This window comes from Streptomyces sp. NPDC033221 (assembly GCF_055577005.1).
In genome coordinates, this window is record NZ_JBVIQN010000011.1 from 223,078 (window position 1) to 245,780 (window position 22,703).

The window sequence follows — 22,703 nt, forward strand, 5'->3', positions numbered from 1 at the left end:
CCGCCCGTCCCGCCCCGCCCGTCCCGTCAGCTCTCCGTTCCCCGCGACAGCCGCACCGTCACGATCTGGAACGGCCGCAGCGTCAACGCCACCTGCCCGTCCCGCACCTCACCGACGGCCGGGGCCTGCTCCGCGCTCTCCGACGGCCGCTCCAACAGGTCCGTCTCCGCCGCCGCCACCACCGGGAACCCCGCCGCGAGCGTCGCCGACGCCCGGCCCCCGTGCGACTCGTACAGCCGGACCACGACGTCCCCGCCGCGGTCCTCGGCCAGCTTCACGGCCTCGACCACGACCGCGTCGTTGTCCACGCCGACCAGCGGCTCGACCGGGCCACCGCCCTGGACCGTCCGTTCCGGCAGGTTGATCCAGTGCCCCTCACGTACCGCGTCCCCGACCGCCGCGCCGGGCGCGAGCGCGTACCGCAGCCGGTGGTGGCCCTGGTCCGTCTCCGGGTCCGGGTAGCGGGGCGCGCGCAGCAGGGACAGCCGTACGGTCGTGGTCTGGCCGCCGTCGGGGCGGATGTCGCGGGTGACGTCGTGCCCGTACGTGGAGTCGTTGACGAGGGCCGCGCCCCAGCCCGGCTCCTCGACCTGGATCCAGCGGTGGGCGCAGATCTCGAACTTGGCGGCTTCCCAGGACGTGTTGGTGTGGGTGGCGCGGAAGACGTGCCCGAACTGGGTCTCGGACGCGGACCGGTCGGCCTTCACGTCCAGCGGGAACGCGGCCTTCAGGAACGTCTCGGTCTCCCGCCAGTCCACCTCGGTGTCGATGTCCAGCACCTTGGCGCCGGCCCGCAGCGTCAGGTGCTGTACGACGGTGGAGCCGTGACCGAAGGACCGGGCGACCTTGATCCGTACCTCGTCCGGCCCGGCGGCGTCGACCGTCAGCTCGTCCACGGCCACCAGGTCGGTGACGTTGTGCCGGTAGAACTCGTCCACGTCCCAGGCGTCCCACATGTTGGGGAAGTCGGGGTGGATCTGGAGCAGGTTGGCGGCCGCGCCCGGTGCGACGGCCTCGCGTCCGGCCTCGATGTCATATGCCGACACGACCAGCCCCCGTGCGTCGACGTCGACGCGCAGCCGGTCGTTGGCGAGCCGGTGGCCGCCGGTGGCCCGGCCGTCCACGGTCAGCGGCTCGACCGTCACCGGACTCACGGAGACGGGCGCGCCGCCCTGCCCGGGAGCCGGCTGCGCGCCACCCGCCGGGACGCCGCCGCGCGCGTGCGGCGCCGCGTTGAAGACGATCTCCCGGTCGCCCGGCCCGGCCAGCGCGGTCTGCGCGGCGAGCACGATGGCGGTCAGCTCCTCGCGGACCCGCGCGTACGTGTCGCGGGCCTCCCGGTGCACCCAGGCGATCGACGAGCCGGGCAGGATGTCGTGGAACTGGTGCAGCAGCACCGTCTTCCAGATCCGCTCCAGGTCCTCGTACGGATAGGCGTGATCCGGCACCCGTACGGCAGCGGTGGCGGCCCACAGTTCGGCCTCCCGGAGCAGCGATTCGCTGTGCCGGTTGCCCTGTTTGGTCTTGGCCTGCGAGGTGTACGTGCCGCGGTGCAGCTCCAGGTACAGCTCGCCCGCCCACACCGGCGCGTCCGGGTACTCCGCGTGCGCCTTCTCGAAGAACGCGGCGGGCCGTTCGATCTCCACCCGGGGCGAGCCCTCCAGGTCGCGCAGCCGGGCGGCGCGGGCCAGCATCTCGCGGGTGGCGCCGCCACCGCCGTCGCCCCACCCGAAGGGCGCCAGCGACCGGGAACCCCGGCCCTTCTCACGGTAGTTCCGCGCGGCGTGCGCCATCTCCTTCCCGCCGAGATCGGAGTTGTACGTATCGACCGGCGGGAAGTGGGTGAAGACGCGGGTGCCGTCGATGCCCTCCCACCAGAACGTGTGGTGCGGGAACCTGTTGACCTGGCTCCAGGAGATCTTCTGCGTCAGGAACCACGTCGAGCCCGACAGCTTCACCAGCTGCGGCATGGCCGCGGTGTAGCCGAAGGAGTCCGGCAGCCACACCTCCTTCGTCTCGATCCCGAACTCGTCGAGGAAGAACTTCTTGCCGTACAGGAACTGCCGGGCCATCGCCTCGCCGCCGACCATGTTGGTGTCCGACTCCACCCACATGCCGCCGACCGGCACGAACTGCCCCGCGTCGATCTTCGCCTTGACCCTGGTGAACACCTCCGGCCGGTGCTCCTTGATCCACGCGAGCTGCTGCGCCTGCGACATGGCGAAGACGAACCCGGGGTGCTGGTCCATCAGGTTGACCATGTTGGACGACGTACGGGCCACCTTGCGGACCGTCTCGCGCAGCGGCCACAGCCAGGCGGAGTCGATGTGCGCGTGGCCGACCGCGCTGACGCGGTGGGCCGAGGCGTGGGCGGGCGCCGCGAGGACGTCCGCGAGCTGCTCACGCGCCCGCGCGGCCGTACCGGGAACGTCCTTCAGGTCGACCGCGTCCAGGGCCCGCTCGACGGCGCGCAGGATGCCGTGGCGGCGTGCGTCGGCCACGTCCAGCTCCCGCATCAGGCTGCCCAGCACCTCCAGGTCCTGGACGAGTTCCCAGACCTCGGTCTCGAAGACGACGAGGTCCATTCGCCGCAGCCGGTACAGCGGCGCGTGGCTCGCGGTGAGCCGATCGCCCTCGTAGGTGGGCCGGTGGTCCGCCAGCACCGGGTTGGAGGCCGCCTCCACGTACAGCTCGACCTCCTCGCCCCCCGCCGCCGGAGCCGCGACCCGCACCCAGTCGTTGCGCGGGTTGAGCCCCTTCACCGCCGTACCGTCCGCCCGGTAGACCAGGCCCTCGCACTGGAAGCCGGGCATGTTCGCGTCGAAGCCCAGATCCAGTACGGCTTCGACGGTGCGCCCGGCCCACTCCGCCGGTACCTGCCCGGTGACCCGGAACCAGGTGGTGCCCCAGGCCGGCCCCCACCCCTCCCCGGTCTTCGCCGGCTCGTACGCGGCGGCCAGGCCCTCGGCCGGCGGCACCGGCTCACCCGGCGCCTCCCAGCGCTCGACCGTCAGCGGCACGGACCGGCTGCGGACGGCGGGCACGATGCGGTCGGTCAGGACACGGCGTAGACGGTGTTCCACGATGCTGCGGTCGTCGTGCATGGGGGCGCTCCGGTCGGTGTAGGCGGGTACGGGCGGACGAGCAGGCGTGCGGTGATACGCGTCCTGCGGGGTTTCTGCCCCTCGGGCGCGTGGCTTACCGGGTGGCTTGCCAGTCGAAATCCGCCGAGGCTGCCGTCGACGACGTGTACGGCTCGCCGACCGCCCGCACTTCCAGCCGCGTCCCCGGCTCGCCGGACGTACGCCGCAGCGCGGGCAGGTGGAAGGCGGTGCCGCAGGTCCCGCCGAGGAAACGCCGCTTCCCGTCCGGGAGGGCCTGGTGGATCTCGTAGTGCCGTACGGGCACGCCCTTGGCCGACAGCTTCCAGGTGAGCCGGAGTTCGGCCACGCCGTCGCCGGTGACGCGCGATGCGGATATTCGCAAGGCGCTCGGCGGTGCGGGAGTGTGCGCGGCCGGGTCGCCGTCGCGTACGGCAAGGGCGCCGAGCCGCCAGCGGACCGGGCCGCCGCCGGGGGCGCTCAGCCGCACGCCCAGCGCGTACGCGGTCCGGTCTGGCCCGTCCCCGATCCGTACGGTCGAGGTGACCCAGCCGTCCGCGGCCCGCACGGTCCGGGCCGGGAGCCGGCGGAACGCCGGCCGCCCGCCCGCCTTCGCGGGTTCCGCGTACGCCACGGCCGCCTCCACGGTGACCGCCGCCGAACCCTCGTCGGCGCGGTGGGTGATCTCCAGGACCGTGTCGGCGCGGAGCGGCAGCCGGGTCCGGTACAGCTCCAGGGTCACGGGCCGGGCGAGCCCGCCGTCTGCGCCCTCCACGAGCAGGCTGCTGCCGCCCCGCCAGGCCGCACCGAAGTCGAAGCCGACCGCGGGCCGCCGGAAGGTTTCGCCGCCGTCCGCCCACAGTGCCCAGCGCCGCCCCGGAAGCCGGTCCTGGAGGCCGAGGTGGTTCCACTCGGCATCGCCGGAGCGCACCCCGCCCTCGTACCAGGCCGTGCCGTGACCGGTGTTGAAGGTGGTGGCGAACGGGACGGATGTGACGGTGGAGCGATCGGCGACCGTACGGGCCGCGGGCCGCCAGGAGCCCGGCCCGGCGGGCGCCGACGGGTCGGTGTTCTGCCCGCCCCAGAACCGGTCGTCGCGCGCGTGGAACGGCCCGGGCGCCTCGCCGGACCGCCGCGTCCACTCCGGCCGGTAGAGCCCGTAGGACACCACGTGGTCACGGCCCTCCGGCACGAAGGCGTCCCAGTTCACGTACGTGTCCCAGCCGCGGGCCTCGACATCGACACCGGCCCACAGCTCGTACGGCGAACGCCCCAGCCGCCGGGCGTACGCGGCCGACGACACCAGCCGGGCCGTGCTCCACCGGAAGTCCACGAACACCGTGTCGGACAACTTCTCGGCGCCGCGCTGGAAGAACATCGCGTTCTTGTCGTTCAGCGCGCCCTGCCAGCCGACCCGGCCGTCCGCGTTGAACGCGTCGTACCAGGTGATGCGCAATTCGGGTGCTCCCTTGCGCAGAGCCTGCACGAAATCGGCGAACTGCCGGGCCAGCGCGGGATCACCGCCGTCGGTCTCACCGTTCAGGAACCAGCCGTCGAAACCGTACGTACGGGCCACCTGGATCAGTTTGTCCGCCAGCGGAAAGCGGCCGAGCGCGTCCTTCTGGACCAGCTCGCGCGTCCACGCCAGCTCGCCTCCGTACGCGGTGGGCGGCAGGAAGACGTTGCCCAGTACGGGCACGCCGTTACGGTGTGCGGCGTCGGTGACCGGGGCGTTGGGGGCGAGGATGATGCCCTCGCCCGACGAGCCGCCCCAGAAGACCAGTTCATCGAGGTAGGCCCAGTGGGAGAGGGCGTAGAAGTCCGCCTTGGCACTGCCCTGCGAGGGGTTGCCGGCCGTCCCCGCGAAGGAGACGAGCGCCGAGATACGGGCCTGTCCGGCGCGGGCGGTGGTGTTGGCGGGCACCGGCGTGAAGCGCTTCGCCAGCGGCACGGTCGCGGTGTTGTACGGCAGGTCAGCGTCATCCTGCGGCCGCCAGCTCTTCAGGCTGCGCCACACCGCGCCCGGGTCGGGCTCGCGGCCCTCGGGGAAGCTGTCGGGGAACCAGTAGGACGCGTACGGCTGAAGCGAACCGGCACCGGCCGCCGCCGGGCCCGGTGCCTGCGTCCGTCTCGCCGCACCGGTGGCATCCGCCCGTACGGCCGCCCCGGCGCTCCCCGCCGTCAGCGGCAGCGCCAGCCCCGCCCCCGCCACCGCGGCCCCGGCGACCAGCCCGCGCCGCGACACCCCGCGCTCCGCGCCCCTGCCCCGCCCCGCATCACGTCGTACGTCCATTGCGTCCTCCACCGCTCGTCCCGCTCGCTCTCCGGTCATGTCCGCGCCCGTACCGCCTCGCTCCTCACGTCACGTCCGACGGCCACACCACCTCCGTGATCCCCCGGCTCTCCAGGTGCGCGGCGTCCCGCGACCGGCCCGCCAGCACGGCTGCCGCCCGTACGCCCTGGTCTGCCAGCCGCGCCCACGCCTCGAAGAAGGGGCCGCCCGGCGCGCACACGGACCGGTGCGGCGCCGTGTCCTCCGCCCCCGCGTCCAGCGCGAGCGCGGTCGTACGGCGTACCGGACGGGGCGGCGCGGCCCGCAGCCGGGCCGTCGCCTCGGCCACCGCCCGCCCCGCCGGCTTGACCTCGCCGTCCGAGGTGAGCAGCCCGAGCCCGTACTCCAGCTCAGGGAAGTCCGCCAGCTCCCGCGACACGTCGTGCGAGCACCACCAGGTGATGCCGGAAAGCCCCTCGCAGGTCAGGGCGTTGTCGATGGTGGCGGTGGCGAACTCGGCGGCGTGCTCGGGCGGTACGAGCGGGGCGGGCGCGCCGACCTCCTGGAGCCAGACCGGGCGCGCCGGGCCGTCCGCCCACGCCGTGGCCACCTGGATCAGGTACTCGGCCAGCCGCACCGTGGCGGTGCCGTCGTGGCCGTGCCGCTGGGCCGTGCCGTTGAACACCCAGGAGTGGATGGTGGTGCCCCGGCCCAGGCGCGCGGCCTGCGCGGGTGTGAAGGGGTGGCCGTCCTGGAACCACACCGCGTCGTACTCGGCGTGGGTGTGCAGCCGCCCTGGTGCGGCCCGCTCACACACCTCCAGCAGCCGCGTCAGCCACTGCCCGGCCTCCTCGTACGTGCACGGGTCGGGGTCCGGGTGCGGCGGACCCGAGAACTGGTTGACCTCGTTTCCCAGCGTCATACCGAGGAAGTTGGGACGCCCTGCGAGGGAGGAAGCGAGGGTTTCCAGATACCGGGCCGTGCCGTCGATCGCATCCGGGTCGGTGAACATGTTCCGCCGGTGCCAGGTGCGCAGCCAGGACGGTACGAAGTCGAAGCTGGACAGATGCCCCTGGAGGGCGTCCACGGCAACGTCCAGGCCGCACCGCGCGGCCGCGTCCACCAATTGCCCGAGCTGTTCGACGGCGCGCGGGCGGATGAGGGAACGATTCGGCTGGAAGACGGGCCAGAGGGCGAACACCCGGACGTGATCCAGGCCGAGGGCCGCGAGCGCGTCCAGGTCGCGGCGTACGTCGTCGAGGTCGAAGTCCAGCCAGTGATGGAACCAGCCGGTGCGCGGGGTGTAGTTGGCGCCCATGCGGGGGGTTGTTTCCGGGGCGGCGGGCCGGGGTGGGGGCTGAGACGGGGATGGGCTGGCAGCCGTAGCGGCAGGCGTCGTCACGTCGATTCCCTTCACGTCTTCAGCGCCCCTTCGCCCACGCCCCGGAAGAAGAACCTCTGCAAGGCGAAGAACAGCGCCATCATCGGGATCAGCGCGGCCATCGCGCCCGCCGCGATCAGCCGCTGGTCATTGACCGTGGTCGCTCCGGCCAGCGATTTCAGTCCGAGTTGCAGGGTGTAGTGATCGCTGTTGGTCAGCACGATCAGCGGCCACAGGAAGTCGTCCCAGGCGCCCATGAAGCTGGTCAGACAGACCACCGCCAGCGCGCCCTTCGCGGCCGGCACGAACACCTTCGTGAAGCGCTGCCACTCGTTGGCCCCGTCCAGGACCGCGGCCTCCTCCACCTCCTTCGGTACGGCGAGGAAGGCGGCCCGCATGATCATCAGGTTGAGCACGGAGACCGCGCCGGGCAGCCAGACGCCGACCAGCGTGTCCACCAGCCCCATGGACCGGACCGTGAGGAACATCGAGATCATCACGGACTCGAAGGGGAACATCAGCGTCGCGACCAGCACCGTGAAGACGATCCGCCGCCCGCGCCACCCGGCCCGGGACAGCGCGTAGCCGCCCATGGCGGCGAACACGCAGTTGGAGGTGACGGCCAGCGCCGCGACGATCAGCGTGTTGCCGACGTAGTGCAGCAGGGGGAAGGACTCAGCGACCCGTACATAGTTGTCCAGGGTCGGCTGGCTGGGCAGCACACCCCCGTACACATCCTCCCCGCGCCCCTTCAGCGACGTAAGGAACTGCCAGACGATGGGCCCCAGCATCACCACCAGCATCAGGCACAACGTCAGGTAGCGGCCGGTCAGCCCGATGACCGCCTTGCGGCCGCGGCCCGCGACCGGGGCGCGCCGGGCCCGCCGTACACCTGGCGAGGACAGAACGGTCACCTCTCGTCTCCCTTCGACAGCCGGTGCCCCAGCAGGCTGAACGCCAGCGTCAGCAGGAACAGCAGGATCGATACGGCCGCCGCGTAACCGGTCTCGCCCGCGAAGCCCAGCCCCACCTGCCGGATCAGGAACGGCAGCGTCCGGGCCCCGCCGCCGGGGCCGCCGCTCTCCCCGCCGAGGATGTAGATCTCGGTGAACACCCGCAGCGCGGAGATCGCCGACAACGTCCCGACCAGCAGCATCATCGGCTTCACGCTGGGGATGGTGATGCTGAAGAACCGGCGCAGGGCGCCGGCGCCGTCGAGTGCGGCGGCCTCGTACAACGACGCCGGCACGTTCCCCAGCGCCGCGAGGTAGAAGACCATGTAGTAGCCCAGGCCCTTCCAGACCGTGACGATCATGGCGGACACCAGCAGCATCGTGGAGTCGGTCAGAAACGGGATCGGCCCGGAGATCAGCTGAAGCTTCTCGAACACGGTGTTGACCAGTCCGTCACTGCGCAGCACCCACTGCCAGATCAGCCCGACCACGACCGCCGAGGCGATGACCGGCGTGTAGAAGGCGGAACGGAAGAAGCCGATCCCGGGCACCTTACGCTGCACGAGGACGGCCAGCGCCAGCGGCAGCAGCACCAGGCAGGGCACGACGACGGCCAGGTACACGACGCTGTTGACCGTCGCCGTCCAGAAGTCCGGATCATCGAGCGCCCGCCCGTAATTCTCCAGGCCGACGAACCGGCCGCCGCGCAGGATCTGCGCGTCGGTGAGGGACAGGATGACCGTGTTGACGAACGGCCAGAGGCTGAACAGCACCACCATGACCAGCCCCGGCAGCAGGAACAGGTACGGCGTCCACCAGCGGCGGTGCACGAGGCCGGGCTCGGTGTCGAGGGCTTTGGCGCGGCGTCGGGTGGCGCGACGGGTTGCGCGGCGGGCGGCGCGCCGGGCGGGGTGGGCCGGGTCCGCGGGGGGAGGCGGGGCGGCCCCCGCTGTCTCCGCTACCCCTCCCGCCCCCTCCGTACCGACTGCCCTAGCTGATCCAGCTGCTCCAGCTACTCTCTGCTGCCCAACCGCCCCATCCACGCGCTCGGTGTGTGTCATCACCGATCACTACCGCTTCTGCTTCTGCTGCTCTTGTTGCTTCTGCTGCTGCGCGAGGATCTTGTTGGCCGCTTCCTGCGCGTTCTTGACCGCCGTCGCGGGGGCCTCTTCCCCCTTGATCCCCTTCTGCATCTCCCGCACCACCGCGTCGCCGACCTGAGTGGTCCACTCCACCGGCGTATTGGCGTCCAGCTGCGCCGACTTCAGCTCCTCGGCGCCGATGTTCCGCGCCAGGGTCTCGGGGTCCTTGCCGTCGCCCCGGTCGGCGAAGTACGGGTCGGCCAGGCCCTTCGCGTTCGACGGGTAGATCGTCACCTGCTTCGAGAACGCCACCTGGTTCGGCCCGTTGGTCACCCATTTGGCGAACTCCGCTGCCGCGTCCGGATGCTTGGTGTCCTTGCGTACGCCCAGCGACTGCGTATAGATGCCGATGTGCTTCAGCGTCCCGGTGACGGCCGGGGCCACCTGCGTCTTCGTGTACGCGGACGGGGAGTTGCGCTTGATGTCCTTGATGACGCCCGGCGACCCGGGCCCGAACACCAGCTTCCCCGCTCCGTAGAGCTGCGCGAGATCGTCGGCCTTGGTCAGCGACTCCTTCGGCATCGCCCCCATCGCGTACAGCTTCTTCATCCGCTGCACCCACTCGACGGCCTTGGGCGTGTCGAAGGCGAACGCGTCCTTCTCCTTGTTCAGGATCGGCACGCCCATCTTCTGCCAGTCGCCGGGCAGCCGCCCCTTCGGATCCGCCATGAACGCGCTGTACCGGCCGCCCGAGGCCTTCGCGATCCGCTCCGCCTGGTCGAAGAACTGCTCGACACTGGTGGGCGGCTTGTTAACGTCGAGCCCGGCCTCGGCGAACAGCTCCTTGTTGTACGTGAGGATCTCGGGCGTCACGTACCAGGGGTACGCGTAGACCCCGTCCCCCTTGCCCGGCAGTTTGTACTGCTCCCAGGCGCCCGGTACGTACTGCTTCGCGACCTTCGGGTCCAGCTGGGTGACGTCCGCGAGCATCCCCCGGTCGCCGAGCAGCTGGAAGGAGTCGGTGTTCAGATTGACCACGTCCGGCAGCCCGCCGGCCTGCGCGTCCGCGACGAGCTTCTCGTTGTAGCCCTCGCCGGGCACGTCCTCCCAGGTCACCTTCACGTCCGGGTACTTCTTCTCGAACGCGTCGATGACGCCCTGCACGTACGTGGTGAAGGTCGGCTTCAGCTGCAGCGTACGGAAGGTGATCTCGCCGGAGATCTTGCCGGTCCGCTTCGGCTGCCCCTCAGCGGCGGAGGAGCCCTCGGCACCACCGACGCCGCAAGCGGCCGTGGCGGACATCAGGCCGACGGTAAGGGCGGAGGCAAGCACGAACCGGAAACGGCCGTACCGGCGATATCCGACGTGATGGATGCGATGGATGCGATGGATGTGCTGAACGCGCTGTACGTGCTGATCGCGCTGAACGTGCTGAACGTTGCGTACGGGAGCCAAGTGCCTGCGCATCATGGTCACTCCTGCGTCGGGGAAACGCTTCTGCCCGGGAGGCACGCCCCGTACGGGAGCGCTCCCGCATCGGGAATCCGCGAGGAAACAGCAAAGAACCACGCACGGACCGGCACACGCCCGGCCGCGCCGCCGGATGGCGGTGCCAACGTTGTCGCCCGCTCCCGCTCCCGTCAATGCACAAGCCCCAACTTTCCCCTTCGCACTTCCTCTTCACCCTCACCTCCCCTTCCCTCCGCCTCTCCCCCACCCTCCCTCCATCCCCCTCCCCGCCTGCACTAATGCGCTAAAGCCAACTCCCCCCACCCTCGCCATCTCAATTCCGTAACTCCCGTAACACCAACCGCTAGTTCACGCCCCCAACCACCTCCCACAGAGCGATTGACTTCCACCGCCCACGCCGTGATCCTGAACGCCCTAATGCGCTTTAGCCCGGCGGACTAATGCGGTTTAGCCGCAGCGCCGTCCGTACCATCGGCCCGGGCCGACCGGAGGAGCTGACCGACGACATGACCACCGGCCCCCCGGGCGCGAACACCGACGGCCCGCGCCTCCCCACGAGTCCCCCACGCCGCCGCCCGACCATGAAGGACATCGCCGAACGCGCCGGCGTCTCCCCCTCCGCCGTCTCCTTCGCCCTCAACGACCGCGACGGCGTCTCCCCCGGCACCCGCGCCCGGATCCGCGAGGTCGCCGAGGAACTGGGCTGGCAGCCCAACAGCGCCGCCCGCGCCCTGTCCGGCGAACGCTCCGACTGCGTCGGACTCGTCCTCGCCCGCCCCGCCCACACCCTCGGCGTCGAGTCCTTCTTCCTCCAGCTGGTCTCCGGCATCCAGGAGACCCTGTCCGCCCGCCGCGTCGCCCTCCTCTTCCAGGTCGTCGAGGACCTGGACACCGAGTGCGCCACCTACCGCCGCTGGTGGGCCGAACGCCGCGTGGACGGCGTCCTGGTCGTGGACCCCCGCACCGAGGACCCCCGCCCGGCCCTCCTCACCTCCCTCACCCTCCCCGCCGTCGTCATCGGCGACACGCGGACGGGAGCGAACCCAGCGTCAGAGGCGCCACCCCTCCCTCCCCCTCCCCCGCCCCTCTCCACCATCTGGGCCGACGACGGCGCCGCGATGCGGTCGATCATCGACCACCTGTACGAACTCGGGCACCGCCGCATCGTGCACATCGCCGGCCTGCGCGGCCTCGCCCACACCGAGCGCCGGGTCGCGGCCCTGCGCGCCGAGGCCGCCCGCCTCGGCCTGGACGCCGCCGACGTCCGCTCCGTCTCCACGGACTACTCCGACGAGCAGGGCGCCGAGGCCACCCACCGCCTCCTGGCCGCCGCCCGGCCGCCCACGGCGATCGTCTACGACAACGACGTGATGGCCGTGGCCGGGGCCGCCGTGGCCGCCGGGCGCGGCGTCTCCGTACCCGCCGCCCTGTCCATCGTGGCCTGGGACGACTCCCCCCTGTGCCGCGTCACGCACCCCCGCCTGACCTCGCTCGTCCGCGACACCGCCGGATTCGGCCGCCTGGCCGCCCGGGAACTGCTGTCCCTCCTCGACGGCGCCCCCACCCGCCGCCTCCAGGCCGAGCTCCCCCACCTCGAACACCGCGAGAGCACCACTCGCGCGCCCTGATTCCCCCTTCATCCCGACTCACTCCAGTTACCACCCGGTACGGGGAACCTCTCCGCCGTTCGGGCGCCCCCCGCGCGTTTCCGGATGCGCCCGCCCCTCGCAGGGCGTGTCCTCACAACTATGAACTGGCTCCGCAGACGACTCCTGCTGCACGGCGTGGTGCCGGTGGCCCTCGGCACCGTCCTCGGCCTGACCGCGACCGAGGCGGTCCCGGCCGTGGCGGCGGGCCCCTGGACCCGTCCGATCGCCGTCAATGCCCGCATCAGCTCGCCCTACGGCGTCAAGGGACACTGGGCCGCCGGCCACCACACCGGTGTGGACTTCGCCGTCCGCACCGGCACCCCGGTCTCCTCGGTCGGATCCGGCACCGTCGTCCTGGCCAAGCGCTCGGGCGATTACGGCCTCGCCGTCACCATCCACATGACCGACGGGTACTACACCCTCTTCGGCCACCTCTCCCGCATCACGGCCCGCGTCGGCCAACGCGTACGGGCGGGCACCCGCATCGGCTACAGCGGCGCCACCGGCCGCACCACCGGCCCCCACCTCCACTTCGAAGTCCGCAAGACACGCAAGTACGGCTCCGACATCAACCCCCTCACCTACCTGTCCCGCCGCGGCATCCGCATCAACCAGCGCTCCCTCCCCTTCTGGCCCTCTTGACCCTCCTGACCCCCACCACCCCCGTACCGCCCCACGGGTCGCTCCGCGCGCACCCCCGAAGCCACCACCCGGGTCCTGTCACACCCGCCCTTTCCCCCCTCCCGCCGTACCACCACGACCGCCGCCAAGCTCACACCCAGCCCGACTGCAGTCTGCGGGCCGAACGGCTCCCCGAACATCACGGCGCCCCACAGGGCGGTCACCGGCGCCATCAGGAACATGAGCGTGTTGACCTTGGTGACGCCTGCCCGGCGGAGGATCAGCCAGTACAAGCCGTAGCCGCCCAGCGTGGACAGAAGGACGAGCCAGCCGACCGCCAGCCAGAAGGAAGCGTCGGCGGGCGGTGTCGCGGCCCCTTCCGCCAGCGCCAGCCCGGAAAAGATCACGGCGCTGGTGGCGCAGTGGACGGTCATCGACACCACCGGAGCGACCCGGGTAGCCGACCGGCTCTCCAGGAAGGTGGCCGCCACCAGCGCGAACATCCCGAGGAACGGCACCGCGTAGGCCCACCCGGCCGCGTTGCCCCCGGCCCCCGCGTCGGCCGTGGTGACGATGACGACGCCGCCCACGCCCAGGCACAGACCCGCCCACTGCCGGCCCGTCACGTACTGGCGCAGCAGCGGCCCGGCGAGCGCGCCTGCCACCAGCGGCTGGGTGCCGTCGATCAGAGCCGTGGTGCCGCTGCTGACTCCGAGCTGGATCGCGTAGTAGACGGTGAGCAGGTACCCGCTCTGCGACAGCGCCCCGATCGTCACCTGCCGCGCCACGTCCCGCGCCGTCAGCCCCCGCCACGACCGCCGGGCGACGACGGCCGCCACCACGATCAGCACCACGGCCAGCGGCAGGAAGCGCCACATCAGTACGGTGACCGCCTCCGCGCTCCCCGCCCCCAGCTTCGCACCGATGAACCCGGAGCTCCAGCACACCACGAACCCGGCCGAGACCAGCAGCCCCACATCCCTCACCCACCTTCCAACTAAACCGATCTGTCTACCTCCACCTCCGCACTATACAGATCGGTATACTCACTACAGCGCCCCGATGCCCCACTCCCTCCCTCTCCCCCCGCCCCCTCCACCACCCACCCCAAGGACCCGACATGCCCCCAACCCCCACCCCAAACCCCACCCCTTCGGAGCCCACCCCTTCGAAAGCCACCCCTACGAAGGCGCCCGCCCCGAAAACCCCCACCCCGGAAGGCCCTGACCCCACTCCGAACTCCCCGCACCGCGTCATCATGACCCCGGGCGCGCTGCGTGTGCGCACGGCCGCCGCCAAGCTGTTCTACGAACGCGGCATCCACGCCGTCGGCGTCGACCTGATCGCAGCGGAGGCCGGGGTCACGAAGAAGACGCTCTACGACCGGTTCGGCTCCAAGGAACAGATCGTCGTGGAGTACCTGGCCGAACGCGACGAACGCTGGCGCGCGTTTCTCGGCGAACACCTCGTCGCCGCGGGCCCCGACCCGGCCGCCCGCATTCTGGCCGTCTTCGACGCCTCACACGCCTGGTCCGTGGAGCACAGCGCCAAGGGCTGCAGCATGGTCAAGGCGCACGCGGAGATCAGCGACCCGGCCCACCCGGCCTACCCGATCATCACCGGCCAAAAGGCCTGGATGCTCGCACTGTTCACCGACCTCGCCCGGGCCTTCGCCGCCCCGGCTCCGGGCCGCCTGGCCCGCACCCTCCTACTCCTCCACGAAGGCGCCCTGGTCGCACACGGCCTCGCCGTCTTCCCCTCTCCCATCCTCGAAGCCCGCAACCAGGCCCAATCCCTCCTCCCCACCTGACGCCCCCTCAGCCCACATCCCTCCCCCTCCCTCCCCCTTACCCCTCCCGCTCCGGTAGCCCCTCGACTTCCGCCCGGTCGTACCGGCCGAGCCGCCCCGGCACCAGACCGTTCCGCTCCGCCGTCACCTCGAACCTCCCGGCCGACCACCCCAGCAGCGCCGCGGCCTCCTTGGCCGTCACACTCCGCTCCATCCACCGCTGTCGGTCCCCCACCACGCCGGCGACCAGCTTCCCGTCCAGCCCGTCAAGGCTCTCCAGGCTGTACATCGGATACCCCCGGAACTCCCCCACCGGCCGAAGATGACCCTCCCCCGCCAGAACCCGCACGTCCTCCCGCTCGACCTCCAGCTCCGTACGCTCGGCCAGGTGCTTCGCCGCGTCGATCGACCCCAGCCCGGGGTGGTCACCCAGCGCTTCCCGAATCTCCTCCACCCGGTCCCGCACCCCCTCCACGGCCTCCCGCGACCAGCGCTTGCCGTCCACGTCCGGCGACGGGATCATCTCCCGCTGCTCGGCCCGGCCGACCTGCCACCGCTGAAGCCCCAGCTCACTCGCCAACTGGTGCGGCCCAAAAGACTCCCCCTTGACCGGCTTACGACGCCCGGCCTTACCGGCATCCAGCGCCATCACGTAGTTCTCGTCCCCCACCACGGCCAGGATCTCCTCGACCCGGTCCGGCAGCGTCCTGGCCACCCCTTCCGACCACCGCTCGTCCCCCACGTCCGGAGGCGGAATCAGCCCCCTGGTCTCGGCACGCCGTACATGCCGCGGCTCGATCCCCAGCCACTCGGCCAGCTGATGCGGCCCGAACGCCCTTTCCTTGGCCATGCGCCCTCCCGTCGCCACCGCCATCGGATACCCGATCACGTACCCCCATGACGAGACCCCACCGGCCCCGCGAAGACCAACTTTAGGCTCCTGCACCGTCATTCAACTTGCCCTGTGGATATCCGTGCTCCGGCGGCGGGAAGGGCATCGGAACACCCGAGTCGTGAACGGTGGCATTGCGCGTCGCGAGGCCCAATGAGCCTGCCGTTGCAGGCACTCGGGGAACACGGCGGCAAGCGTCGCCACCAGACCGCCGGCGGTATGCGCGCCGAGGTACGCCATCAATTGACCGCGTAGAGCGTCCACAGGCGCACGGCTTGCCCGGGGCCGGTCGCGTGGGTGTTCACACCGGCTCGACGCCGCGCGCGATCCGCACTGATACAGATCGTCAACTGATCGGTTCTCACAGGACTGGTCGCTGTGCTGGTCCTGCATAGGGTTTCAAGGAGACGGCAGTGCGGCATTCGCGGACTGCCGTCCGCTGCCGCGCCGCGTGTTCAGGCGCACCCTCAAGCCCGAAGGAAACACATCCATGCGCGCCCTTGTGGTCGATCACGGCAAGGCCGGACCCGTCCGGTTCGCCGATGTCGATGAGCCCGTGCCGTCCAGCGACGAGGCGTTGGTCAAGATACGGCACATCGGTCTCAACTTCGGAGAGCTGAATTACGTGGACCAGTGGCCGGCCGGCGCTGTGCACGGTCACGACGCGGCCGGCGTCGTGGTGCGCGCCGCGTCCGACGGCTCGGGGCCACCCGAAGGTACGCGCGTCGTGCTGGGGATGTCCGGCCGCGCGTGGGCGGAGCGGGTGGCAGTCAGCCCCGCCTCGCTCGGCACCGTCCCCGAGGGCGTGCATCTGGCCGACGGTGCCGCGCTGGGGATCGCCGGAGTCACCGCACTGCGGGTGCTGCGCAAGCGTTCCCTGCTGGCGCGCAACGTCCTGGTCACCGGCGCCAGCGGGGGCGTGGGGCACTTCGCCGTCCAGCTGGCGGCGCTGGCAGGCGCCCGGGTGACGGCACTCGTGGGTTCGCCGGGCCGGGCCGCCGGACTCCGGGAACTCGGGGCCGACAAGGTTCTGACCGACCTGGCCGAGACCGAGGACCGGTTCGACCTCGTACTGGACACGGTCGGTGGGCCGCTGGTGGCCCAGGCGTGGAGTTTCCTCGCCGAGGGCGGCACCATCTACCTGGTCGGTTACTCCTCGGGGCAGGACACCACGTTCCCGTCAGGGTCCTTGTTCGGCTTCGGCGAGCCCCGCACCATCGCCACCTACGGCGACATGACGCCGACCAGCGGGGAGCTGACGGACCTGCTGGGCCTCATGGCCGCCGGGAGGCTCTCGGCACCGGTCGGACTGCGAGGCAACTGGCAGGACGTCAACGACGCCGTCCGGGCACTGTTCGCGCGGAAGGTGCACGGAAAGATCGTTCTCGACGTGGTCTGACACCCGTAGACGAGAATAAGACGATGGACGTACTCGCGGAGGCCTTGCGTGTATCGGGTGCGCGAGGGGCGCTCGGGGTCGTACTGAAGGCCGGAGGAACCTGGGGCCTGCGGCTGGACTCCTCTCCGGCAGCGGCACTGCACGTGGTGTCCCGTGGCACGATGTGGCTCCATGTCCCGGGCGGGAGACCCCTGGAGGTGCAGGCGGGAGACGCCGTCCTGTTGTCGCCGGGCACCGCCCACGGGATAGCCGGCGGGTCCCGTACGACGATGAGCCCCTGTGACCGGAAGGCGACGGTCCAGGCCCTCACCGACGGCAGCCCCCTGCACCTGGGCTCGACGCCGGCGCAGACGGAAGTGCTGGTCCTGCGCTATGAGCAGGACCCGGAGGTGAGCACGCCGGTGCTCACCTCCCTCGTCAGACCGATGCACGTGACAAGCCGGGAGAACGCGCAGCTCAGAAACACCGTCGAGCTTCTCACGGCGGAGCTCGCACAGCCGCAGATCGGCACCACCGCCGCCGTCAACAGCATCGTCGACCTTCTGCTCGTCCAGTTCATACGCGTCTGGCTGGCCCGCCACCCGGAGGAGCAGTCCGGCTCATGGCTGGGCGCGATGCGTGATCCGGTCGTGCGCGACGCCCTGGCATGTGTCCACGCCCGACCTGAACGCCCCTGGACCACCGCGTCCCTGGCGGCCGCGACGGCGGTCTCCCGAACGACGCTGTCCAGGCACTTCCGATCCGCGCTCGGACAGACGCCGGGCGCGTACGTGACGCAGTGGCGCATGGACCTGGCGTCCGTCCGGCTCCGCGACACCGACGAGCCGGTCGAGTCGATCTCCGGCGCGGTCGGCTACGCCTCGCCGCACGCTTTCAGCCGTGCCTTCCGACGCGCCCGAGGCATGCCTCCGGGCGAGTACCGTTCGCGAATCCGCAAGTGATCGCAGCCGGCGATCACGGGCCGAGACCACACACTCACGGCCGGCCCCGGCACCCGGGGCCGACCGTGCCGCGTACACCAACGAAGAACGAGGCGACTCCGCAGCAGGCCGCAAGGATGGCCATCCCCACCACTCCGAACAGCCTCGAACGGACTCCGGCTCGAACGGATCCGCAAACGACGAAAATCCCGCCCGATCCGAAGATCAGGCGGGATTTTCGTCAACTGTCCCTGAGCTGACTCAAGAACAGTCCGTCGGTGGACCTGAGGGGATTCGAACCCCTGACCCCCTCGTTGCGAACGAGGTGCGCTACCAGCTGCGCCACAGGCCCTTGCGACGAGTGAAACTCTAGCATCCTTGTCGGGGTGCTCAAAAACCGCTTCCCGTGCTGGTCAGCTGCGGCCGGGTCACTCGTTCGCCGCGCGGGGGCGGTCGTCGTCGGCGTACTGGTCGAACAGGGGGGTGCGGCCTCGGGTGCGGCGGCCGGGAGCGGGGCGGCGTTGGGGGTCGGTGGACGGGATCGGGTGGGGGGTTTCGGTGGCCGGGCCGGAGCGGGCGGAGCTCCAGGCGTCGTCGGCGTCGAGGTCGACGTGGCTGGTGGCGCGCGGGGCGACCGGGGCCGTGACGTAGGTGGGGAGCGGGACCGGTACGGGGTCCCAGCCGCCGGGCTCGGTGCGCTCGCGTGCGCGCTGCTGGTCGACCCACTCCGCGTGGTCGGTCTCCTCCACCAGGGCCCGGCGGCCGGCCGTCGACGCCGGTTCGGGGCGGGCAGCGGGCGCGGCGAGGTGCGACGGGGCGGGGAGGGGGGCGGCGGCGTCCTCAACGGGGGCTTCGTCGACGGGGGGCTGCTGGGACGCCTGGGGAGGGCGTGGCCTGCCCTCCCGTAGCCGTTGCGCTGCCGCCTCCGCCTGGCGCTGGTCCATGGTGAAGGTGAAGCGGCGCCGTTCCTGGGCGCGGAGGTAGACGATGTACGCGCTGAGGAGTATGGCGGGGATGGCCGGCGCCCAGAGGAAGGCGAGGCCGCCGACGGCCGCGATGATCGTCCCGATGGTGAAGGCGAGGAAGAGGATCGTGGTGGTGCGCCGGCGGCGGGCCAGTACCTTGGCGCGCTTCATGCGGTCGGCGGTGGTGGCCCGGCCGAAGCCGGGCTTCTTGCCGGGCCGGGCTGCCGGTACGGACGCGGCAGCACCCGCGGAGGCGGGCTGGCCGCCGGGCGACGCGCTGCCGGACGCGGCCACCGGCTGGCGTGGAGCGGCGGGCGGCGCTTCGGCTACGGGCGCGTCGAAGTCCCGGACGTCGGCCTCGTCGGCCGCGGCGTCCGGCTCTCGCGCATCGCTCGCATCGTCGGTGGCACGGCCGCCCTGCCCCTCCAGCCCCTTGGCGTAACGGCGCTCCATGGCCGCGCGCCCGGAAAGGAGCCGGATGGCGGTACTGAAGCGCTCCGTCGGCCGGGCTTCATTGAGCTCGTCCTGCCTGCGGAGCCACATCGGCACCAAGTAGGCGGCCCAGGCCCCGACGATGACTGCGTAGATGAGGCCGCTGCTGCTCACGTCTCACACGGTAGAGGGGTTTGCAGGGGGCCATCCGCCAATTGAGCCGGTGTGTCGCACGATCTGGCTGATATCTCGAACTTTTTTTGTGATTGTTGAGATCAGCCGCACACTCTTGTGGTCAATTGGTGAAACAATTCGAACACTTATTTTATTTGTGGGGTGTGCTGGGCTTCTCCCGGCGCCAGCGGTTCAGCAGCCCCTCCGGCACCTCCTCCGCGGTCAGCGCGAATACGAGGTGGTCGCGCCAGGCCCCGTCGATGTGCAGATAGCGCGGCCGCAGCCCCTCCTCGCGAAAGCCGAGTTTCTCCACGACCCGGCGGCTGGGCACGTTCTCCGGCCGAATACAGACCTCGATGCGGTGCAGGCCCACCGAGCGGAAGCAGTGGTCGACGGCGAGCGCCACCGCCGTCGGTATGACGCCGCGGCCGGCCACCGCCTCGTCGACCCAGTAGCCGACATGGCCCGAACACATCGAGCCCCAGGTGATCCCGGCCACCGTCAGCTGCCCGGCCAGCCGGCCCCGGTGTTCGACGACGAACGGCAGCATCCGGCCCGCGTGCGCCTCGGCGCGCAGGTGACGGACCATCTGACGGTACGTGGGCCGGTGCGGTGCGGGGATGCCCGGCGGGGGCGGCGGGATGGTCGCTTCCCAGGGGCGCAGCCAGTCGCGGTTACGGCGGTTGACCTCGCGCCAGGCCCGTTGGTCGCGCAGCTTTATGGGGCGGAGGGCGGTGTCACCGTCCGCCAGTACGACGGGCCAGGGGGCGTTCAGTGCGCGCTCCCCGTGGAACTCCCGGGGGCTCCCGTGGAACTTCCGGGGGCCGGGGACGCGCTCGCGCCCGTACCCGGGGAGGTGGCGTGGTCGCCGCCGCGCAGTTGGTCCACCGCGTGCGGGAGAAGTTCGGCGAGTACGGCCAGGCCGTCGCGTACGCCGCCGGTGGAGCCGGGCAGGTTGACGATCAGCGTACGGTCCGCGACCCCGGCCAGGCCCCGGGAGAGCGCGGCGGTGGGCACCTTCGCGCGGCCCGCGGCGCGGATCGCCTCGGGGATGCCGGGGACCTCGTAGCCGATGACGCGGCGGGTGGCGTCCGGGGTGCGGTCGGTGGGCGAGATGCCCGTACCGCCGGTGGTCACGACGACGTCGTACGCGGCGGCCACGGCGGCACGCAGGGCGGCCTCGACGGGATCGCCGTCCGGGACCACCTGCGGTCCGTCGACCGCGAAGCCCAGCGCGGCCAGGCCCTCGGCCAGCAGCGGCCCGCCCTTGTCCGCGTACACGCCGGCCGCCGCACGGTTGGACGCGGTGACGACGAGCGCCCGGGGCGGGGAGGAGGAGGGAGGTGGCTGGGGTGGTGACTGTGGGTGCGGGTGCTGGGTCGCTTTCGGGCCCGGGTTGGTGGGGGTGGTGGCGCCAGGAGCCCCGGGGGCGGTGCCCGGGCCGGGGTTGGGCGTGCCGGTGGCGGGGCGGTCGGGGGCCGCGTCCGGGCCCGGGTTCGCGGTCGTACCGCGTTCACCCTCGGGCACGGCGTCCGGTCCCGGATCGGCCGGTACGCCCCGTACGTCCCGTACGCCCTGGTCCGGGCCCTGCTCGGGGCCCCGGTCCGCGGTCACGACCGGCTCCAGTCGCCCGACTTGCCGCCCGTTTTCTCCTCGACCCGTACGTCGGTGACGACCGCGCCCTTGTCTACGGCCTTGACCATGTCCACGACGGTCAGGGCGGCGACCGAGACGGCCGTCAGGGCCTCCATCTCGACGCCCGTGCGGTCGGTGGTGCGGACCGTGGCCAGGATCTCCACCGCGTCGTCGGCGACCTTCAGGTCCACCTCGACGCCGGAGACCGCCAGCGGGTGGCAGAGCGGGATCAGCTCGGGGGTGCGCTTGGCGCCCATGATGCCCGCGATACGGGCGGTGGCGAGCGCGTCGCCCTTCGGGACGCCTTCGCCGCGCAGCAGTTCGACGACGCGTGGCGCGACGAGGACGCGGCCGCTGGCACGGGCGGTACGCGCGGTGACGTCCTTCCCGGACACGTCGACCATGCGGGCCGCGCCCGACGCGTCGAGGTGGGTGAGGTCTTGCTGGCCGCTGCTCATCGTTCTCCCGGTCCGGACCGTGCCGCCTGTGCGACGACACCGTACCCGCAGGCGTCGGCCGTCACCCGGCTACCCGGCGAGGACGGCGCTCACGGACTGGCCACGCCCCGCCCGGGCCGGCATTCACGGACCGCCCGGGACGGCGCGCACGGCCCGCCAAGCTCCGCCCGCATCCACCTCCCCTCACCCCCTCACCCCAGCAACACCACCTCCACCTCCGCCCCCTCCGCGACCTCCGTCGTCTCCTCCGGGACCACGATCAGCGCGTTGGCCTGGGCCAGCGCCTTGATCAGGTGGGATCCGGCGCCGCCCACGGGGGTGACGGTGGTGGTGTCGGCGTCGTACCAGCCGCGCAGGAACTGCCGCTTGCCCTCGGGTGAGGCGGTGATGGGCGCGCCGCAGGTGGCCCGGGAGGTGTGGCGGTGCACGTCGGGCAGGCCCATGAGCGTACGGATGGCGGGGCGTACGAACAGTTCGAAGGAGACGTAGGAGCTGACCGGGTTGCCGGGCAGGGCCAGCAGCGGTGTGCGGTCGGGGCCGATGAGGCCGAAGCCCTGGGGCTTGCCGGGCTGCATGGCCAGCTTGCGGAACTCGACGGTGCCCTCTTCGGCGGACAGGTCGGCGAGGGTTTCCTTGACCACGTCGTACGCGCCGACGCTGACACCGCCGCTGGTCACGAGGATGTCGGCCCGGATGAGCTGGTCCTCCAGGGTGGCGCGCAGCGTCTCGGCGTCGTCGGCGACGGCGCCGACCCGGTAGGCGATGGCGCCGGCCGCGCGGGCGGCGGCGGTGAGCTGGAAGCTGTTGGAGTCGTGGATCTGGCCGGGGGCCAACTCTTCACCGGGCTGGACCAGTTCGCTGCCGGTGGACAGGACCACGACCCGGGGGCGGGGCCGGACGCGCACCGTGGCGCGGCCGATGGCGGCGAGCAGGCCGGTCTGGGCGGGGCCGATGACGGTGCCGGCCTTCAGGGCCAGTTCGCCGGCCGGGACGTCGCTGCCCCGGGCGCGTACGTACTGACGCTCGTCGACCGGGCGGTGCACCCGGACCTCACCGCCCGCGGCCTCGGGCGCCGCGCTGTGCGCGCGCATCGCCTCGGCGGGCCCGCGGCCCGTGCCGCCGTCGGTCCACTCTACGGGGACGACGGCCTCGGCGCCGGGTGGCAGTGGCGCGCCGGTCATGATGCGGGCGGCCTCGCCGGGGCCGATGGCGGGCGGTTCGGCGCTGCCCGCCGCGATGTCGCCGACCACCGTCAGGGCGGCGGGGAAGTCCTCGGTGGCGCCCGCCACGTCGGCGACGCGGACCGCGTACCCGTCCATGGAGCTGTTGTCGAAGGGCGGCAGGGCGGCGGGCACGGTGACGTCCTCGACCAGGACGCATCCCTGGGCGTCGAGGAGGTGGAGGTCGATCGGCTCCAGCGGATGGATCTTGGACAGTACGTCTTCGAGGTGGTCGGCCACCGACCAGACGCGTTCCTGGTGGGTGATCCGGTCGGTGGTGGCGCTCACGG

Annotated in this window: 17 protein-coding genes, 1 tRNA gene and 1 pseudogene; 5 read left to right on the forward strand and 14 right to left on the reverse strand. The window is 71.8% G+C overall.

Going from position 1 to position 22,703, the window contains the following annotated elements; genetic code table 11:
- Positions 1-26 precede the first annotated feature (26 nt).
- From ACZ53K_RS17580 to ACZ53K_RS17605, 6 genes are all read right to left on the reverse strand, one after another.
- On the reverse strand, positions 27-3,104 hold the full coding sequence (locus ACZ53K_RS17580) for an alpha-mannosidase (protein WP_468836933.1): 3,078 nt from the start codon (positions 3,102-3,104) through the stop codon (positions 27-29).
- A 94-nt stretch (positions 3,105-3,198) separates the two neighbouring features.
- Positions 3,199-5,394: an endo-beta-N-acetylglucosaminidase gene (locus tag ACZ53K_RS17585; RefSeq protein ID WP_468836935.1), complete on the reverse strand. Its 2,196-nt coding sequence runs from the start codon at positions 5,392-5,394 to the stop codon at positions 3,199-3,201.
- Positions 5,395-5,458: 64 nt separating this feature from the next.
- Entirely contained in the window at positions 5,459-6,691 is a 1,233-nt protein-coding gene (locus tag ACZ53K_RS17590) for a glycoside hydrolase 5 family protein (protein WP_468836938.1), read from the reverse strand.
- 95 nt (positions 6,692-6,786) lie between these two features.
- Positions 6,787-7,668: a carbohydrate ABC transporter permease gene (locus ACZ53K_RS17595; protein ID WP_468836941.1), complete on the reverse strand. Its 882-nt coding sequence runs from the start codon at positions 7,666-7,668 to the stop codon at positions 6,787-6,789.
- A complete protein-coding gene (locus ACZ53K_RS17600) occupies positions 7,665-8,537 on the reverse strand; it encodes a carbohydrate ABC transporter permease (RefSeq protein ID WP_468836944.1) in 873 nt (290 codons plus the stop codon). The genes ACZ53K_RS17595 and ACZ53K_RS17600 overlap by 4 nt, the downstream gene beginning before the upstream one ends.
- Positions 8,538-8,777: 240 nt before the next feature.
- Positions 8,778-10,091: an ABC transporter substrate-binding protein gene (locus ACZ53K_RS17605; RefSeq protein WP_468836946.1), complete on the reverse strand. Its 1,314-nt coding sequence runs from the start codon at positions 10,089-10,091 to the stop codon at positions 8,778-8,780.
- A 674-nt stretch (positions 10,092-10,765) separates the two neighbouring features.
- On the opposite strand from ACZ53K_RS17605, the gene ACZ53K_RS17610 reads away from it, so the two are divergent.
- Positions 10,766-11,887 (forward strand): LacI family DNA-binding transcriptional regulator, encoded by a 1,122-nt coding sequence (locus ACZ53K_RS17610; RefSeq protein WP_468836949.1) that lies wholly within the window; start codon positions 10,766-10,768, stop codon positions 11,885-11,887.
- A gap of 120 nt (positions 11,888-12,007) precedes the next feature.
- Positions 12,008-12,550 (forward strand): M23 family metallopeptidase, encoded by a 543-nt coding sequence (locus ACZ53K_RS17615; protein WP_468836952.1) that lies wholly within the window; start codon positions 12,008-12,010, stop codon positions 12,548-12,550.
- On the opposite strand, the gene ACZ53K_RS17620 is transcribed toward ACZ53K_RS17615, so the two are convergent.
- The gene (locus ACZ53K_RS17620) at positions 12,490-13,506 is read right to left on the reverse strand and encodes a DMT family transporter (protein ID WP_468837056.1); all 1,017 of its coding nucleotides are present in this window, start codon (positions 13,504-13,506) and stop codon (positions 12,490-12,492) included. The genes ACZ53K_RS17615 and ACZ53K_RS17620 overlap by 61 nt on opposite strands.
- Positions 13,507-13,787: 281 nt before the next feature.
- Between ACZ53K_RS17620 and ACZ53K_RS17625 the strand changes: the two genes are divergently transcribed.
- Positions 13,788-14,339, forward strand: a complete 552-nt coding sequence (locus ACZ53K_RS17625; RefSeq protein ID WP_468836955.1) for a TetR/AcrR family transcriptional regulator — start codon at positions 13,788-13,790, stop codon at positions 14,337-14,339.
- A 37-nt stretch (positions 14,340-14,376) separates the two neighbouring features.
- Here the strand turns inward: ACZ53K_RS17625 and ACZ53K_RS17630 are convergent, their stop codons facing one another.
- Entirely contained in the window at positions 14,377-15,168 is a 792-nt protein-coding gene (locus ACZ53K_RS17630) for a hypothetical protein (protein WP_468836957.1), read from the reverse strand.
- Positions 15,169-15,700: 532 nt separating this feature from the next.
- Between ACZ53K_RS17630 and ACZ53K_RS17635 the strand changes: the two genes are divergently transcribed.
- Entirely contained in the window at positions 15,701-16,609 is a 909-nt protein-coding gene (locus ACZ53K_RS17635) for a zinc-binding dehydrogenase (RefSeq protein ID WP_468836959.1), read from the forward strand.
- Positions 16,610-16,632: 23 nt separating this feature from the next.
- Positions 16,633-17,550, forward strand: a complete 918-nt coding sequence (locus ACZ53K_RS17640) for an AraC family transcriptional regulator (RefSeq protein ID WP_468836962.1) — start codon at positions 16,633-16,635, stop codon at positions 17,548-17,550.
- A gap of 258 nt (positions 17,551-17,808) precedes the next feature.
- On the opposite strand, the gene ACZ53K_RS17645 is transcribed toward ACZ53K_RS17640, so the two are convergent.
- The 6 genes and pseudogenes from ACZ53K_RS17645 to glp form a co-directional block, all read right to left on the reverse strand.
- A tRNA-Ala gene (locus tag ACZ53K_RS17645) sits at positions 17,809-17,881 on the reverse strand.
- A 76-nt stretch (positions 17,882-17,957) separates the two neighbouring features.
- Entirely contained in the window at positions 17,958-19,100 is a 1,143-nt protein-coding gene (gene sepX, locus ACZ53K_RS17650; RefSeq protein WP_468836964.1) for a divisome protein SepX/GlpR, read from the reverse strand.
- Between the two features lie 151 nt (positions 19,101-19,251).
- A complete protein-coding gene (locus tag ACZ53K_RS17655; protein WP_468837057.1) occupies positions 19,252-19,875 on the reverse strand; it encodes a GNAT family N-acetyltransferase in 624 nt (207 codons plus the stop codon).
- Positions 19,872-20,432, reverse strand: a pseudogene (locus ACZ53K_RS17660) (MogA/MoaB family molybdenum cofactor biosynthesis protein); the annotation flags it as partial. The gene ACZ53K_RS17655 and the pseudogene ACZ53K_RS17660, both read right to left, overlap by 4 nt.
- Positions 20,433-20,710: 278 nt before the next feature.
- Positions 20,711-21,193, reverse strand: a complete 483-nt coding sequence (gene moaC, locus ACZ53K_RS17665) for a cyclic pyranopterin monophosphate synthase MoaC (RefSeq protein ID WP_468836967.1) — start codon at positions 21,191-21,193, stop codon at positions 20,711-20,713.
- Positions 21,194-21,384: 191 nt separating this feature from the next.
- Positions 21,385-22,701 carry a molybdotransferase-like divisome protein Glp gene (gene glp / locus ACZ53K_RS17670; RefSeq protein WP_468836970.1) on the reverse strand — a complete coding sequence of 439 codons (1,317 nt, stop codon included), beginning with the start codon at positions 22,699-22,701 and terminating at the stop codon, positions 21,385-21,387.
- Positions 22,702-22,703: the final 2 nt, after the last annotated feature.